General features: G+C 64.7%; 10 protein-coding genes and 1 pseudogene. 3 read left to right on the top strand and 8 right to left on the bottom strand.

The window, feature by feature from the left end; translation table 11 throughout:
• Positions 1–120: 120 nt before the first annotated feature.
• From ppc to K410_RS0113045, 6 genes and pseudogenes are all read right to left on the bottom strand, one after another.
• Positions 121–2,916: a phosphoenolpyruvate carboxylase gene (gene ppc, locus K410_RS0113065; protein ID WP_028135281.1), complete on the bottom strand. Its 2,796-nt coding sequence runs from the start codon at positions 2,914–2,916 to the stop codon at positions 121–123.
• 1,652 nt (positions 2,917–4,568) lie between these two features.
• Positions 4,569–4,714: pseudogene (locus K410_RS41425) on the bottom strand (YccF domain-containing protein); the annotation flags it as partial.
• Between the two features lie 102 nt (positions 4,715–4,816).
• Entirely contained in the window at positions 4,817–5,221 is a 405-nt protein-coding gene (locus K410_RS0113060) for a YccF domain-containing protein (RefSeq protein WP_028135280.1), read from the bottom strand.
• A gap of 297 nt (positions 5,222–5,518) precedes the next feature.
• Positions 5,519–6,313, bottom strand: coding sequence for an enoyl-CoA hydratase/isomerase family protein (locus tag K410_RS0113055; protein ID WP_028135279.1), 795 nt, complete (start codon positions 6,311–6,313; stop codon positions 5,519–5,521).
• Between the two features lie 111 nt (positions 6,314–6,424).
• The gene (locus K410_RS0113050; RefSeq protein ID WP_028135278.1) at positions 6,425–7,969 is read right to left on the bottom strand and encodes an acyl-CoA synthetase; all 1,545 of its coding nucleotides are present in this window, start codon (positions 7,967–7,969) and stop codon (positions 6,425–6,427) included.
• Between the two features lie 159 nt (positions 7,970–8,128).
• Positions 8,129–8,938: a crotonase/enoyl-CoA hydratase family protein gene (locus tag K410_RS0113045; protein ID WP_028135277.1), complete on the bottom strand. Its 810-nt coding sequence runs from the start codon at positions 8,936–8,938 to the stop codon at positions 8,129–8,131.
• 106 nt (positions 8,939–9,044) lie between these two features.
• Here K410_RS0113045 and K410_RS0113040 point away from each other — a divergent pair, with 106 nt between their 5' ends.
• Positions 9,045–9,917, top strand: a complete 873-nt coding sequence (locus tag K410_RS0113040) for an SDR family oxidoreductase (RefSeq protein ID WP_028135276.1) — start codon at positions 9,045–9,047, stop codon at positions 9,915–9,917.
• Between the two features lie 213 nt (positions 9,918–10,130).
• Complete coding sequence (locus tag K410_RS0113035; protein ID WP_028135275.1) at positions 10,131–11,708, top strand: fatty acid--CoA ligase; 1,578 nt, start codon at positions 10,131–10,133, stop codon at positions 11,706–11,708.
• A 142-nt stretch (positions 11,709–11,850) separates the two neighbouring features.
• Here K410_RS0113035 and K410_RS0113030 read toward each other — a convergent pair whose 3' ends face one another.
• Entirely contained in the window at positions 11,851–13,125 is a 1,275-nt protein-coding gene (locus K410_RS0113030; protein WP_028135274.1) for an acyl-CoA dehydrogenase family protein, read from the bottom strand.
• Between the two features lie 214 nt (positions 13,126–13,339).
• On the opposite strand from K410_RS0113030, the gene K410_RS0113025 reads away from it, so the two are divergent.
• Positions 13,340–14,119, top strand: coding sequence for an enoyl-CoA hydratase-related protein (locus tag K410_RS0113025; RefSeq protein WP_028135273.1), 780 nt, complete (start codon positions 13,340–13,342; stop codon positions 14,117–14,119).
• Positions 14,120–14,338: 219 nt separating this feature from the next.
• Here K410_RS0113025 and K410_RS0113020 read toward each other — a convergent pair whose 3' ends face one another.
• Positions 14,339–14,716 (bottom strand): DUF6285 domain-containing protein, encoded by a 378-nt coding sequence (locus K410_RS0113020; RefSeq protein ID WP_028135272.1) that lies wholly within the window; start codon positions 14,714–14,716, stop codon positions 14,339–14,341.
• Positions 14,717–14,719 lie beyond the last annotated feature (3 nt).

The following is a 14,719-nucleotide window of genomic DNA, read 5'->3' as shown; positions in this document are numbered from 1 at the left end:
GCAGTTCCTCGTCATGCCCGGGCTTGTCCCGGGCATCCACGTTCTTGGTGCTGCGGGGTAAGACGTGGATGGGGGGGACAAGCCCGGCCATGACGACTGAGGATGTGGCGACGGCGTCGCCTACCCCGTATTCCGCAACCCCGCCGAGATCCCGTTGATCGTCAGCTGAATGCCCCGCAGCACCTGCTCGTCGGGGTTCTGCGCGCGATGCTCCTTCAGGAGCTCGACCTGCACGTGGTTGAGCGGGTCGAGATAGGGGAAGCGGTGGCGCACGGAGCGCTCCAAGAGCGGATTGCCCTGCAGCAGCCGGTCCTGGCCCATGATGTCGAGCAGGCTCTCGATCGAGGCGTGCCATTCGCGGCGGATGCGGCCGAAGATCTTCTCCCGCAGCGCTTCGTCGGGCACGAGCTCGGCATAGCGCGAGGCGATCGCGATCGAGCTCTTCGCCAGCACCATGTCCATGTTCGACAGCAGCATGCGAAAGAACGGCCATTCCCTGTAGAGCTCTTTCAGGAACGGCATGCCCTTGTCGGGGTGCGCGGCGATCCACTGCTCGACCGCGCTGCCAAAGCCGTACCAGCCCGGCAGCATCAGCCGGCATTGCGCCCAGGAGAACACCCAGGGGATCGCGCGCAGATCCTCGATGGCGCGGGTCTTCTTGCGCGAGGCCGGGCGGCTGCCGATGTTCAGCGTCGCGATCTCGTTGATGACGGTCGATGACCAGAAGTAATCGACGAAGCCCTCGGTCTCGTAGACGAGGCCGCGATAAGCCTTGAAGGCGAGGTTCGACAATTCGTCCATCGCGGTCAGATATTCGCGGCGCGGCGCGCTCCGGCGCGGATGCAACAGGCTCGCTTCCAGCGTCGCCGCGGCGAGGATCTCCAGGTTGTTGCGACCTACTTCCGCGTTGGAATATTTCGACGAGATGATCTCGCCCTGCTCGGTGATGCGGATCTGGCCGTTCACCGCGCCGCCGGGCTGCGCGATGATGGCGTCGTAGCTCGGCCCGCCGCCGCGCCCCACCGAGCCGCCGCGGCCGTGAAACAGGCGTAAGCGCACGTGGTGGCGCTCGAACACCTCGACGAGGTTGATCTCGGCCTTGTAGAGCTCCCAGCCCGAGGTGACGAAGCCGCCGTCCTTGTTCGAGTCCGAATAGCCGAGCATGACCTCCTGCACGCTGCCGCGGCTGTCGACGAGACGCCGGTAATCGTGCAGCGACAGCATGCGATCCATGATGCCGGACGAGGCCTGCAGGTCCTCGATGGTCTCGAACAGCGGCACGATGTTGATGGCGCTGCGGCCGGAGGGATGGACGAGGCCGACCTCCTTCAGAAGCACCGCCACCTCCAGCATGTCCGACATGCCCTTGCACATCGAGATGATGCATTGGGGAATGGCGTCCGAGCCGAACTTCGCATGTGCCTCCGCTGCGGCATGGAACACGTTGAGCTCGCCCATGGTCTCGTCGCTGTACTTGACGAAGGGCGAGACCAGCGCGCGCGTCGAGCGCAACTCATTGGTGAGCAGCGAAATGCGCGCATCCTCGCCGAGCGCGAGATAGGACATGCCGGGATTGGCGGCGTCCATCAGCTCGGCGATGGTGCGCTCGTGCACCGCCGAGTTCTGGCGAATGTCGAGCCGAGCGAGGTGGAAGCCGAAGCAATCGACCGCGCGGCGGAGCAGCCGCAGCCGGCCACGGGCGATGACGCGCGCGTTGTTGGAGATCAGCGAACGGTGCAGCACGTCGAGATCGGCCTGCAGCTCCTTGACGCTGGCGTAAGGCGCACCCTTGCCGACCGGCCGGCGGGTGATCTCGACCTCGAGCTTCTCGGCCGTCGCGGTCAGGCGCGCATAGATGCCGGAGACCGCGAGGCGATAAGGCTCGCCGCTCCGGTGCGGCGAGGTGTCCGGCGAGCGCTCCGCCAGGTTGCGCAGCTCCTCCGAGACGTCGGCCAGATGCGCCGCGATCGACAATTCCGACCCGAGCACATGCAGCTCTTCCAGATAGAACTGCATCACCCGGCTCGACTGCAGCCGCAGCGTGCCGCGCATCACGTCGGCGGTGACGAAGGGATTGCCGTCGCGGTCGCCGCCGATCCAGCTGCCCATGCGCAGGAACGAGGCGAGCTCGCCGGCGGCCTGCTCGCCGCCCTGCTCCAGCCGGTCTTCCAGCGCGTTGATCAGCCGCGGCACTTCGCGCAGGAAGGTGTAATCGTAGAACGACAGGCCGTTGGCGACCTCGTCGAGCACGGTGAGCTTGGTCCGGCGCAACAGATTGGTCTGCCACAGTGTCAGCACCTCGCGGCGAAGCTGCTCGTCGCTGGCTTCCGCCTCCTCCGCGGTCAGCGCCACGCGCTCGCGGCGGTCGAGCAGGTGCGCGACCTCCATCTCGCGGTCCATGGTGCTCTTGCGGCGCACCTCGGTGGGATGCGCGGTCAACACTGGGCTGACCAGGGCGGTCTTGAAAAAGTCGCGCAAGCCGTCGGCGCTGATGCCCGCCGCCTTGGCGTGGGCCAGCGTTTCCGCCAGCATGCCGGAGCTGCCGCCATTGCCGGCGCTGCGGGCGCGCATCTGGCGGATGTTGTTCTGGTCCTCGGCGATGTTGGCGAGGTGGGAGAAATAGCTGAAGGCGCGGACGATGCGCACCGTTTCCGACGTCGACATGCTGTCGAGGATCTGCTCGAGCTCGCGGCGAGCGAGGCGGTCCTCGTCGCGGTGAAAGCGGATCGAGGTCTGGCGGATGCGCTCGACCAGGTCGAACAATTCGGCGCCCTCCTGGTCGCGCACGGTGTCGCCGAGGATGCGCCCGAGCAGGCGGATGTCGTCCCGCAGCCGCGCCTCGGCTTCCGTGACCTGGACGTCGTCAGGGCGGTTGGCGCGATCGGTGCCGTCGGATGATACGGTCTGGAGGGACATGGCTCGCTCCTTGGTTCGAGCTCGCTTGGATGCCCGGCACAGCCGAGTGTGCGATATTTTTCTACCGCAGCGCAAGATGAAGTTGGTGGCGGTGCACACTGCTCCCGGGTGCGTGTCCCGGACAAGCAGCAACGCTGCTGAGCGTTGCTGCGCAGAGCCGGGATCCAGGAAGCCACCGGGTACACGCCGTGATATGGGCCCCGGCTCTGCAGCGCACCGCTAACCGGACGATGCTGCGCATCGCCGGGAGAGCGCTGCGCTGCGTCCGGGGCACGAGAGCTGCCCGGTCTATCTCTGTAAACATACCTTCACGATCTCGCGGCGTGCTCCGCCCGAGCTTTGCTGTCCGTTTCGCCCTCATCGAGAAGAAAGGGCGCAGGGAAGGCCGGGCGCCGGCAGGCACCCAGGGTCCGCACGCGACAAGACGCACGCGGGGTTGACCACAGGTGATGCCGAACGCCCGGCCTTCCCTGCGCAATGGTGTTACGGCTTATGGCGCGCTCTCCCCGGGGAGCGATGCACTATTGCCCCCGTCGCCTTGCGGATCACTGATGCGCGCACCCGGTCGGGCCGCTTCACCACCGCAAGCCTTGACGCACAGACCCCGGGCGTCAGGACCACACGCTTTTGCCGTCCGCGGACGTCCCTCCCCGGACAGCCAGAAGCTCGCGCGTGCTCGCCCCCGATGCCGAAAAGAAACGCTGTGACCGCGCCGTGTCGTGCCGCGGATCGTGATGGCTCACGGGTTTGCCCGCCCTGCCATCACCTCACGCGCCGGCGCTGCCGCGTCCATCGCATCCCGGCCTACGTATCGTGACGATCGCGAAACGCCCCTTCGACGGGCCGGAATGGAATGCGGTTTAGCCGAAACTAAGAATTCGGTCAATCAGAATATTTACAGCTCTGTCCCTTGACCTGCATATGGCGTGTTTTGCCCGACGGGTAGCACGAGATTGGGCGTGAGGGTGCTCGCTTGTGCAATGCGCTGCCCTTGCCTACACGAAGCATGTAGACTTGCTCGCTATCGGGCAATAGCAAAAGATCAAGCTCTGGCCTGCTTTGCACGCACTCCGTAAGGTACGGAGCGGCTCGCCAGTGGCGAGCCGCCTGGGAAGAAGTCACGGCTCTATTGGGGAAAGACCACTTTTCCACGGTGACAAGTTTCACCAGCAGACGGCCTGTAACAACTACAGCCGCATTGAGTATAACCAAACGAGCAGACCTGCCCGTTCGAACAACTCTCGCCGGCCGAGGGCTTGTAGCAAGTTTGGCCACAGGCACCGATGCAAGCGCTATAGCCAAAGGGACAAACGATTGATTTCTTCGACATCGGTGCCGCGAGTGCTGAGCTGGCGGTCAAGCAAAGGAAGAGAAGAACGAGTAGTTTGCGCATCTATTCGCCTCCAAAAGTGATGAAACGCGCTGAAATTAACACTTTGTAGTTGTATTAATCAACTGCACTCTTCGGGAAGACTCCTCAAACGCGCCTGTGGTTTTTCGGGCGATGTGAACAAGGAGCGAGACCTGCTTCCTTTCCGCACACCGCGCAGAACCGGTTGAGTCCTTGCGGAACTCATCATGTCTTGTCAGCATCCGAAAGATCAATTCGATTGGGCTCTACCTACCAGCAACCGCTGAGACTGGGATGGCTCTTAAGCCGGCACGATCACCTCGCCGATCGGCCAGAGCGCGATGCCGGCGAGCTTGAGATGCGCTCAGGCGAAGGGAAGACCGATTGATGGTGACCGCAAGCACCGGGGCAGCCGAGCGCCAGCCACCAGCCGGCAAGCACGAACCAGCACGCGTAGGATGGGGTGAGCCGTTGCGAAACCCATCATGCATCGTCATCGGCGGACGGTGATGGGTTTCGCTGGCGCTCTACCCATCCTACGAGGTCGTATCACGCCGGCACGATCACCTTGCCGATCGGCCACAGCGCGATGCCGGCGAGCTTGAGATGGGCCCAGGCGAAGGGGATGCCAATGATGGTGATCGCGAGCGCCAGCGCGGTCAGGAGGTGGCCGAGCGCCAGCCACCAGCCGGCGAGCACGAACCAGATGATGTTGCCGATCACCCCGAGCGGGCCGGTACCGATATCCTCGACGCCGGTGACGTCGTAGCGGTTGACTGCCCGCGAGCCGAACGGCAGCAGCGTGTAGACGGCGATGTTGAACGCCGCCCGCGCCCAAGGCAGCCCGATGATGGTGATGGCCATGATGACCGCGGCGATCACCCAGCCGAACGCCATCCAGGCGCCGCCGAAGAGGATCCAGAGGATGTTGAGGAGCATGGAGACGGGGGTCATGGGATGATCCGCAGGTGGATGACCCGGTCTATATAGGCACGAAATCTGTCTGTGCTAAGATGGCGTAGCCGGATTGAGCGCATATCGCATTTTCCGCGAGCGGAGCGCGCGCCTCGTCCTTCGAGACGACCGCTTCGCGGTCTCCTCAGGATGAGGCTAAGCAGCATTGACGCAAGTCGAAACTGATACCGCACACCGGCTCCTCATCCTGAGGGCCCGCCGACGGCGGGCGTCTCGAAGGATGGCCGCAGGCGAAATCGCTCCCACATGCGATTGCTCTGGGCTACGGGCAACCCGCTACCTTCCCTCGAACTTCGGCTCGCGCTTCTCCATGAACGCCTTCATGCCCTCGGCCATGTCCGCGGTTCTGAACAGCGGCAGGAGCTGAAGATAGACGTGGTGGACATGGTCATGGAAATTCTCGTTCAGGCCCATCCGCATCATGCGCTTCGAGGCTTGCACCGCGAGCGGCGCGTTGGCGGCGATCTCGCGCGCGACGGCCATGGCGCGATTCATCAGCTCGGCATCCGGTACGACCTCGTTGGCAAGGCCCCAGTCCAGGCATTCCCGCGCGCTGAGCGTGCGGCCGGTGAAGATCAGCTCGGAGGCCTTGGCCCAGCCGAGCATGCGCGGCAGCAGCCAGGTGCCGCCGGATTCCGGCACCACGCCGCGCTTGACGAAGGCGGCGGCGAGCTTGGCTGACTCCGCCATGATGCGGATGTCGCAGCCGAGCGCGGTGTCCATGCCGTAGCCGGCGGCGCCGCCGTTGACGGCGCAGATGGTCGGCTTGTCCATCGCCTGCAGCACTGTCGGCGGCGTGTTGCGGAGGTTGATCGTGGTTGGCGACGACGCGGCGCTCAGGCCGTTGCCGTCGCGCTCTTTGCGCAGATCGAGCCCGGCGCAGAACGCCCTGCCCTTGCCGGTGAGGATCACGACGCGGACGTTCTTGTCCTCGTTGGCTTCGGTCAGCAGTCGGGCCAAATCGTTCAGCATCCGGCCGGAGATGGTATTCATGCGCTCCGGCGCATTGAGCGTGATGGTCGCGATGTGGTCGGCGATTGTGTAGAGGACTTCGTTGGCGGCGTCGGTCATGATCATTCCATCCCTGTGTTCGTAGCCCGGATGGAGCGAAGCGCAATCCGGGGTTTCGACCGCAAAGCACCGCCCCGGATTTCGCTTCGCTCCATCCGGGCTACAAGGCGCTCAAATCTTCCGCCCCGCCTGCTCCCAATAGGGATCGCGCAGGCGGCGCTTGAAGATCTTGCCGGAATCTTCGCGCGGCAGCGAGGAGCGGATCTCGATGTGCTTGGGCACCTTGTAGTCGGCCAGATGCGCCTTCAGCGCGGCGCGGACATCGGCGGCCTCGAGCGTGACGCCGGCTTGCGGCTCGACCACGGCCATCAGCGCCTCGCCGAACTCGGCATCGGGGATGCCGAACACGGCGCAGTCGTGCACACCCGGCACCGCATGCAGAACGGATTCGATTTCGGCCGGATAGATGTTGACGCCGCCCGAGATCACCATGTCGCGCTTGCGGTCGCAGATGAAGACGTAGCCGTCCTCGTCGATATAGCCGACGTCGCCGGAGGTGATGAAGCCTTCGCGATCGATCTCGGCGCGCTTCTCTGGCTTGTTGTGATAGGTGAAATCGGCGAGCTCGCTCATGCGGGAATAGATCTCGCCGATCTCGCCGACGCCCAGCACGCGGCCGTCCTCGCCCAGAAAGAGCAGCTCGGCGCCGGGCGAGATCCTGCCGACCGTGCCGGGTTTCCTCAGAGCGTCCTCCGAGGTCGCAAAGGTGACGGCACTGGATTCGGTCGAGCCGTAGAATTCGTAGATCACCGGCCCCCACCATTCGATCATGGCGCGCTTGACGTCGGCTGGACAGGGAGCTGCGGCGTGAATGACGTGGCGCAGCGAAGAGACGTCGTATTTCCTGCGCACCTCTTCCGGCAGCTTCATCAGGCGGATGAACATGGTCGGCACCATGAAGATGGTGTCGATTTTGTATCGCTCGATCGCCTCCAGGAATTCCTCCGCTTCGAAGCGCGGCATCAGCACCAGAGCCCCGCCGAGCTTGCCGGCGCGGATGCCGAACGAGTTCGGCGCGGAATGATAGAGCGGGCCCGGCAGCAGAGCACGCGCGCCCGGCTTGAGCCCGTAGATCATCGCGCGCATGCGCTCGCCGGCCGCCTGCTGCTCCGGCGTCGGGGCGTTGCGCCGCACCCCTTTGGGATGGCCTGTGGTGCCTGACGTATAGATCATGTTCATCGGCTGCGGCACGACAGGCCCGTCATAGGGCGGGTGCTGCGCGAGCCAGGATTCGAAGTCGGTCGCGAAGTCCGGCGTCCTCAGACGATCGGGATCGATCTTGTAGCTGGACAGGATCTCCGGCGGGGTCGGCACGCTGAGCACGGTGACGCCCGCAGGAATCGCGTCGCGCAGGGCGTGCAGCATGTCGGCATGTCCGATCAGGACGGACGTGCCGGTGTCATTCAGGATGTAGTTGATCTCCTCTGGCTTGAAGTGCCAGTTGATCGGCACGCCATAGGCACCCAGCCGCATCGTGGCATAGGCGGCCTCCAGGAAGGCGATGTCGTTGCGCATCAGCATGCAGACGCAATCGCCTGGGCGGACGCCGATCTTGGCGAGGCCGGAGGCGATGCGGTCGGCGCGGACGGCGACCTCGGTGTGGGTGCGTCGGCGGTCGCCGGAGACGATGCCGAGGAAGTCAGACGTTTCTCTCATTGTTGTTTTTCCGATCTTTCGTCGGGTTGACCAGTCAGGGCACAAGCTCGCTCGTCATTCCGGGATGCGCCGTAGGCGCAGGCCCGGAATCCATACTCACGATCGTGGTTATGGATTCCGGGCTCGATGCTTCGCATCGACCCGGAATGACGGGAATTGCTAATCCGCAAACTTCGCCGCGCGCTTCTCCAGATTGGACCGCACCGCCTCGGTCTGGTTCGGGCTGCCGATCAGCTTCTGCTGCTCGACGGACTCGGCGAGCAGCGCCGGACCCGGATCCACCGACAGATTGTTCAGCATCCGCTTGGCGGCGCGGATCGCGTCGGGGCTTTTTCCCGCGATCTCGCGCGCGGCCTCGAGCGCTGTCGCCCGCGGATCGTCGCAGATGCGCGTGGCGAGGCCGTATGTCATCGCCTCCTGCGCGGAGAAGATGCGGCCGGTATAGGTGAGATCACGCAGGATGTCGTCGCGCACGAGGCTGGCCAGGATCGGCGTGCCCGCCATATCAGGCACGAGGCCCCATTTGATCTCCATGATCGACATCCGCGCATCCGCCGACAGAAAGCGCATGTCGGCGCCGAGCGAGAGCTGGAAGCCGCCGCCGAAGGCAACGCCGTGCACGGCCGCGATCACAGGCACGGGAAGCTGGCGCCAGCCCCACACCGCCTGTTGCGCAAAGTTCGCCTGGCCGTGCGTACGCTTGGTGAGATCGCGATTTTCGCCACCCGGAATTCCGTTGCCGCCCTTCTCCTTCATGGCGGCAAAACGTCCCATGTCCAGCCCGGCGCAGAAGGCGCGGCCCTCGCCGGAGAGCACGACGGCGCGCAGGCCTTTCTCCTTCGAAAGCCGCTCGGTTGCGGCGACAAGCGCCTCGAACATGGCCTGATCCAGCGCGTTCATCTTGTCGGCGCGCACCAGGCGCACGTCGGCGACGCCTTCCGAGATCGAGATCGAGACGCGCTCTTCCATGGACGAATTCTCCCCTGTTCTTGACCGGTTGCCGCTTTACAGGACGCTGGCAGCCGGATTTAGTCAATCGACCAATTAACTGACAATCCCTACGGGGGAAACAGCCATGTTCAAGGAAAATCTTCTCGCCGGTCGGCGCATTCTCGTGACCGGCGGCGGCACCGGTCTCGGCAAGTCGATGGCGGCGCGCTTCCTCCAGCTCGGCGCCGAGGTGCACATCTGCGGTCGCCGCAAGATCGTGTGCGACGAGACGGCGACCGAGTTGATGGCCGAGTACGGCGGCCGCGTCACCAGCCACGGCGTCGACATCCGCAACGCGCTCGCGGTCGACGAGATGGTGGAGAACATCTTTCGCGACGGCGGTCTCACCGACCTCATCAACAACGCCGCCGGCAATTTCATCTCGCGGACCGAGGAGCTGTCGCCGCGCGGCTTCGATGCGGTCGCCAACATCGTCATGCACGGCACGTTCTACGTGACCCATGCGGTCGGCAAGCGCTGGATCGCGGACAAGCAACCCGGCAACGTCGTCTCGATCACGGTGACCTGGGTGCGCAACGGCTCGCCTTACGTGGTGCCCTCGGCGATGAGCAAATCGGCGATCCACGCCATGACGATGTCGCTCGCCACCGAATGGGGCCGCTACGGCATCCGCCTCAACACCATCGCGCCGGGCGAGATCCCGACCGAGGGCATGAGCAAGCGCATCAAGCCCGGCGACGAGGCCGGCGCGCGCACCAAGGCGTGGAACCCGATGGGCCGCGTCGGCACCATGGAGGAATTGCAGAACCTTGCCGTGTTCCTGATCTCCGGCGGCTGCGACTGGATCAACGGCGAGACCATCGCGATGGACGGCGCCCAGGCGCTGGCGATGGGCGGCAATTTCTACCAGCTCCGCGACTGGAGCGACGACGACTGGAAGACCGCTCGCGGGAGCATCATGGCGCAGAACGAGAAGGACCGCGCCAAGCGGGGGTAGTCTCGTGCCCCGGACGCAGCGCAGCGCGACGCGGTGCGCTGCTGAGCCGGGGCCCAGATTCTTGCACGTGGATAGAATGGGTCCCGGTTCTGCGCAGCAGCGCAAGCGCTGCAGCGCGCCCGGGACACGAACCCTCGATTGCCTATCGTCTTGTCATCCCACGCGGATGACGCCACACTCCCCCGCATAAAAACAAAACGCCACGGGAGAAGCATGTCCACACAGAAACTGGCCAACCTCGCCGACATGGTGCGCGAACGCGCCAAGAGCCGCGGCGATGCCGTCGCCTACGAGTTCGAGGGCCGCACCACCAGCTTTGCCGAGTTCGACATCAAGACCAATAAGGTCGCCAATGCCCTGATCGCGATGGGCGTGAAGAAGGGCGACCGCATCGCCTATCTCGGCAAGAACAGCGACCTCTATTTCGAGCTGCTGATGGGCGCCATGAAGGCCGGCGTCGTGATGGCGCCGGTGAACTGGCGGCTGGCGGGACCCGAGGTCGCCTTCATCGTTTCGGATTGCAAGGCGCCGGTGCTGTTCGTCGGACCGGAGTTCCTCACGCAGGTCCGCCAGATCAGGGACCAGATTCCCGGCGTGCGCACCATCGTCACCACCGAGGGCGGCGCGCCGGAATGGCCGGACTTTACGGTCTGGCGCGATGCGCAGAGCGGCGACGATCCGAAGCTGCCGATCGACCCAAAAGACGTCGCGATCCAGCTCTACACGTCGGGCACGACAGGCAAGCCCAAGGGCGCGATGCTGAGCCACGCCAACTTCCTCAACCTGGTGCAATCCGGCAACGCCGAGGACAAGCCGGAGTGGAACCGGTGGTCGCACGACGACGTCTCGCTGGTGGCGATGCCGGTGTTCCACATCGGCGGTTCGGGCTGGGGCGTGATGGGCCTCTATCACGGCGCCCGCGGCGTGATCGCACGCGAGTTCGATCCGACCAGGGTGCTGGACTTCTTCGAGCAATCGGGCATCACCAAACTGTTCATGGTGCCGGCGGCGATGCAGTTCGTGGTGCGGCAGCCGCGCGCCAGGACGGTGGATTTCTCCAGGCTGAAATACATGCTGTATGGAGCTTCGCCGATTCCCGCTGCGCTGCTGAAGGAATGCATCGAGGTGTTCAAGTGCGGCTTCGTGCAGCTCTACGGCATGACGGAGACGACGGGCACCATCGTCGCGCTGCCGCCGGAGGATCACGTCGAGGGACTGGAGCGGATGCGCTCGGCCGGCAAGGCGCTGCCGGGCGTCGAGATCGCGATCCTGGACGTTGACGGCAAGCCGTTGCCGCCGCGCCAGGTCGGCGAGATCGCGACGCGATCGGGCTCGAACATGGCGGGCTACTGGAACCTGCCTGAGGCCACCGCCGCGACGCTGCGCGGCGACGGCTGGCTGCGCACCGGCGATGCCGGCTACATGGACGAGGACGGCTACCTCTACATCCATGATCGCATCAAGGACATGATCATCTCCGGCGGCGAGAACATCTACCCGGCCGAGGTCGAGAGCGCGCTGTGCGATCACCCTGATGTCGCGGAAGCTGCGGTGATCGGCGTGCCCGACGACAAATGGGGCGAGGCGGTGAAGGCGGTGGTGGTGATGAAGCCGGGCAAGCAGGCGACCGCCACCGACATCATCAACTTCACCCGGACCCGCATCGCCGGCTACAAGACGCCGAAGAGCGTCGAGTTCCTGCCGGCGCTGCCAAGGAATCCCTCAGGCAAGATTCTGCGGCGGCAATTGCGCGAGCCGTATTGGGCGGGGAAGGACCGGCGGGTGAATTGATCCGCGGTGCCGTAGGGTGGGTTAGCGCTGCGATTGCGCGAAGCGCGATGTGGCGCGTAACCCACCAACCTCCCTCCACGTGGAAGCGAAAGAGGTGGGTTACGCCTACGGCTAACCCACCCTACGACAGTCGTGCAAGCCGCTAATGCTTCCCCGGCCCCATATAGCCGAACAGGAATCCCGCCACCTTGCGCATCTGGATCTCCTCGCTGCCTTCGGTGATGCGGTAGCGGCGATGATGGCGGTAGATGTGCTCGAACGGCTTGTGGCGTGAATAGCCCATGCCGCCGTGGACCTGCATGGCGCGGTCGGCGGATTCGCAGCAGAGGCGGTTTGCCCAGTAGTTGCACATCGAGACGCGGTCTGAGAGCGTGCGCTCGATCTGCTCCTCGGTGAGCTGGTCCATCTCCCAGGCGGTCTTGCGGATCAGAAGCCGCAGCATCTCGGCCTGCGTGGCGAGCTCAACCAGCGGGAACTGGATCGCCTGGTTCTCGGCGAGCGCCCTGCCGAACGGTTTTCGCTCGCGCGCGTATTTGACGCTCTCGTTGATGCAGTAAACGGCGGCGCCAAGCGAGCTCGCTGCCTGCCGGATGCGGTTCTGGTGCACGAAGCACTGTGCCAGCGACAGGCCGCGGCCGACCTCGCCGAACAACGCATCCTCCGGCACGAACACGTCGGTGAAGCTGACGCGGGGATGATCGGTCGGCATGTTGAAGGTCCACATGTATTCCTCGACCTTGACGCCGTGGCTCTTGGCCGGCACCAGGAAGCAGGTGATGCCGCGGGCATCGCCGTCATTGTCGGACGTGCGCGCGAACAGCGCGCAGTGCGTCGCGACATGCATGCCGGTGGTCCACATCTTCTCGCCGTTGATGATCCAGCCCTTGACGTTGTCGCGCGTGGCGGGCACGGCGCGCGTCTCCATGTGCGTCGCATCCGAGCCGTGGTGCGGCTCGGTCAGGCCGAAGGTGATGCGATACTTGCCCCTGATCGAGCCGTCGATCATCGCCTTCTGGTCGTCGCGGCCGTAACGGTCGAGCATGGTGACGACGGGGAAGTTGCCGACGATGGAGTGCTCGTTCTGGAGGTCGTTGTGCAGGCCGAGGCCTTGCGCGGCGAAGTGCTCGCGGATCACGGCCATCCAGAGGTTGGAGCCGTCCTTGCCGCCGTATTGCCTCGGCACCGGAAAGCGCAGATGGCCGGCGGCGTCGGCGAGATCCTTGGCCTTGCGCAGCAGCGTTTCCCATTCATGCCGCGGCAGCCCGCCGTTCTCGAAGTCGGTACGTGCCCATTCGCGGCGATGGTCGAAGAAGCGGATGTTGTCGTCGGCTTGCTCCAGCGGCTTGATCTCGCGCGCGATGAAACGGTCGAGCTCCGCGAGATAGGCGACGAGATCGGCAGGCAATGAGAAATCCACAGGTTCTCTCCCGGATTGATTTTATCGTTTTGCGTTAAGGCGCTGGGCGCATTCTTGCTTCGCGCGATTAAGCGGAGAAGACCGCGTGCAAGTCAAGCAAGGCGAGACGTGACGGCTACGCAAGGCGCACCAGCGCAATTCGATGGTGCCGGGGCACTGAGGCGCGGTAGTATGACGCCAATTTTCCTTCACGAGAAAATGCAGGGAGCACGGGATGGAGCTGAAATTTTCCAAGGTGGAACGCAAGGGACCGATCACGATCGTGACGCTGTCGCGGCCCGAGGTCTACAACGCGCTGCACACCGATGCGCATTTCGAGCTGCAAAAGGTGTTCGACGATTTCTCCGGCGATTCCGAGCAGTGGATCGCGATCGTCACCGGCAGCGGCGACAAGGCGTTCTGCGCCGGCAACGATCTGAAATGGCAGGCGGCCGGCGGCAAGCGGGGCTGGGACAAGGGCGGCTTTGCCGGCCTCACGGCGCGATTCGACTGCGACAAGCCTGTTATCGCGGCGGTGAACGGCGTCGCCATGGGCGGCGGCTTCGAGATCGCGCTCGCCTGCGACCTCATCATCGCCTCGGAGAATGCCACCTTCGCCCTGCCCGAGCCGCGCGTCGGTCTTGCCGCGCTCGCTGGCGGCCTGCATCGGCTGCCGCGGCAGATCGGGCTGAAGCGCGCCATGGGCATGATCCTGACCGCGCGTCACGTCAGCGCCAAGGAAGGGCTTGAGCTCGGCTTCGTCAACGAGGTGGTGCCGCAGGGTGAGGCGCTTTCGGCCGCGCTGCGCTGGGCGGAGATGATCGCCAAGAACTCGCCGATGTCGATCCGGGCGTCCAAGCAGGCGATTCAGAAAGGCCTCGGCGTCTCGCTGGAGCAGGCGATCGCCGAGCAGCGGGACTATCCGGCGGTGCAGGCGATGGTGGCCTCGCAGGACTACATCGAAGGCCCGAAGGCGTTCTCGGAGAAGCGGCCGCCGAAATGGCTGGGGAAGTGACCGCGCTCTGCGTGGTCATTCCGGGGCGCGCCCCGCTTGGAGCGCAAGCCCGGAATCCATTAAGCGTCAGAGACAATGGATAGATGGATTCCGGGCTCGCCGCTTCGCGACGTCCCGGAATGACGGCGGAGGGAGCGCGTAGGATGGGTAGAGCGCAGCGAAACCCATCAATGGTGAAGCGAGATGTGAGATGATGGGTTTCGCTGCGCTCTACCCATCCTACGAATTGCGCCCCAGCTCGCGCTTGTACGATGCATAGTTCGGCTGGTCGACGGCGAGCTTGTCTATCGTGGTCGCCCAGAGATGCTCGGCAAGACCCGGCGTTGCGATATCCATTTCGCCTTTGGCGATCCGCTCGGCCAGCGCGCGATTGAGCTCGGTGACCGAACCGTCCTCGCCGAGCAGCGCGCGCAGCCGTTCGACTTCCGCAGCGTCGCTGCCCTGCTCCCGCGTCAGCTGCCGCGTCACGAGATCGAGGATGTTGATGGCGACGCGCAGCTTGAAGGCTTGGTGACCGGAGATCAGCGGCGTGATGTCGCTGCGAAGGAAATCGGCGACGGACTTGGTCAGCTCGATCGGGGTCGGCTCGTCCTGCATGTG

This window comes from Bradyrhizobium sp. 22 (genome assembly GCF_000482425.1).
Lineage (GTDB): Bacteria > Pseudomonadota > Alphaproteobacteria > Rhizobiales > Xanthobacteraceae > Bradyrhizobium > Bradyrhizobium japonicum_B.
The sequence above is the reverse complement of the archived record's forward strand: the minus strand, read 5'-3'. Positions and strand labels throughout refer to the sequence as shown.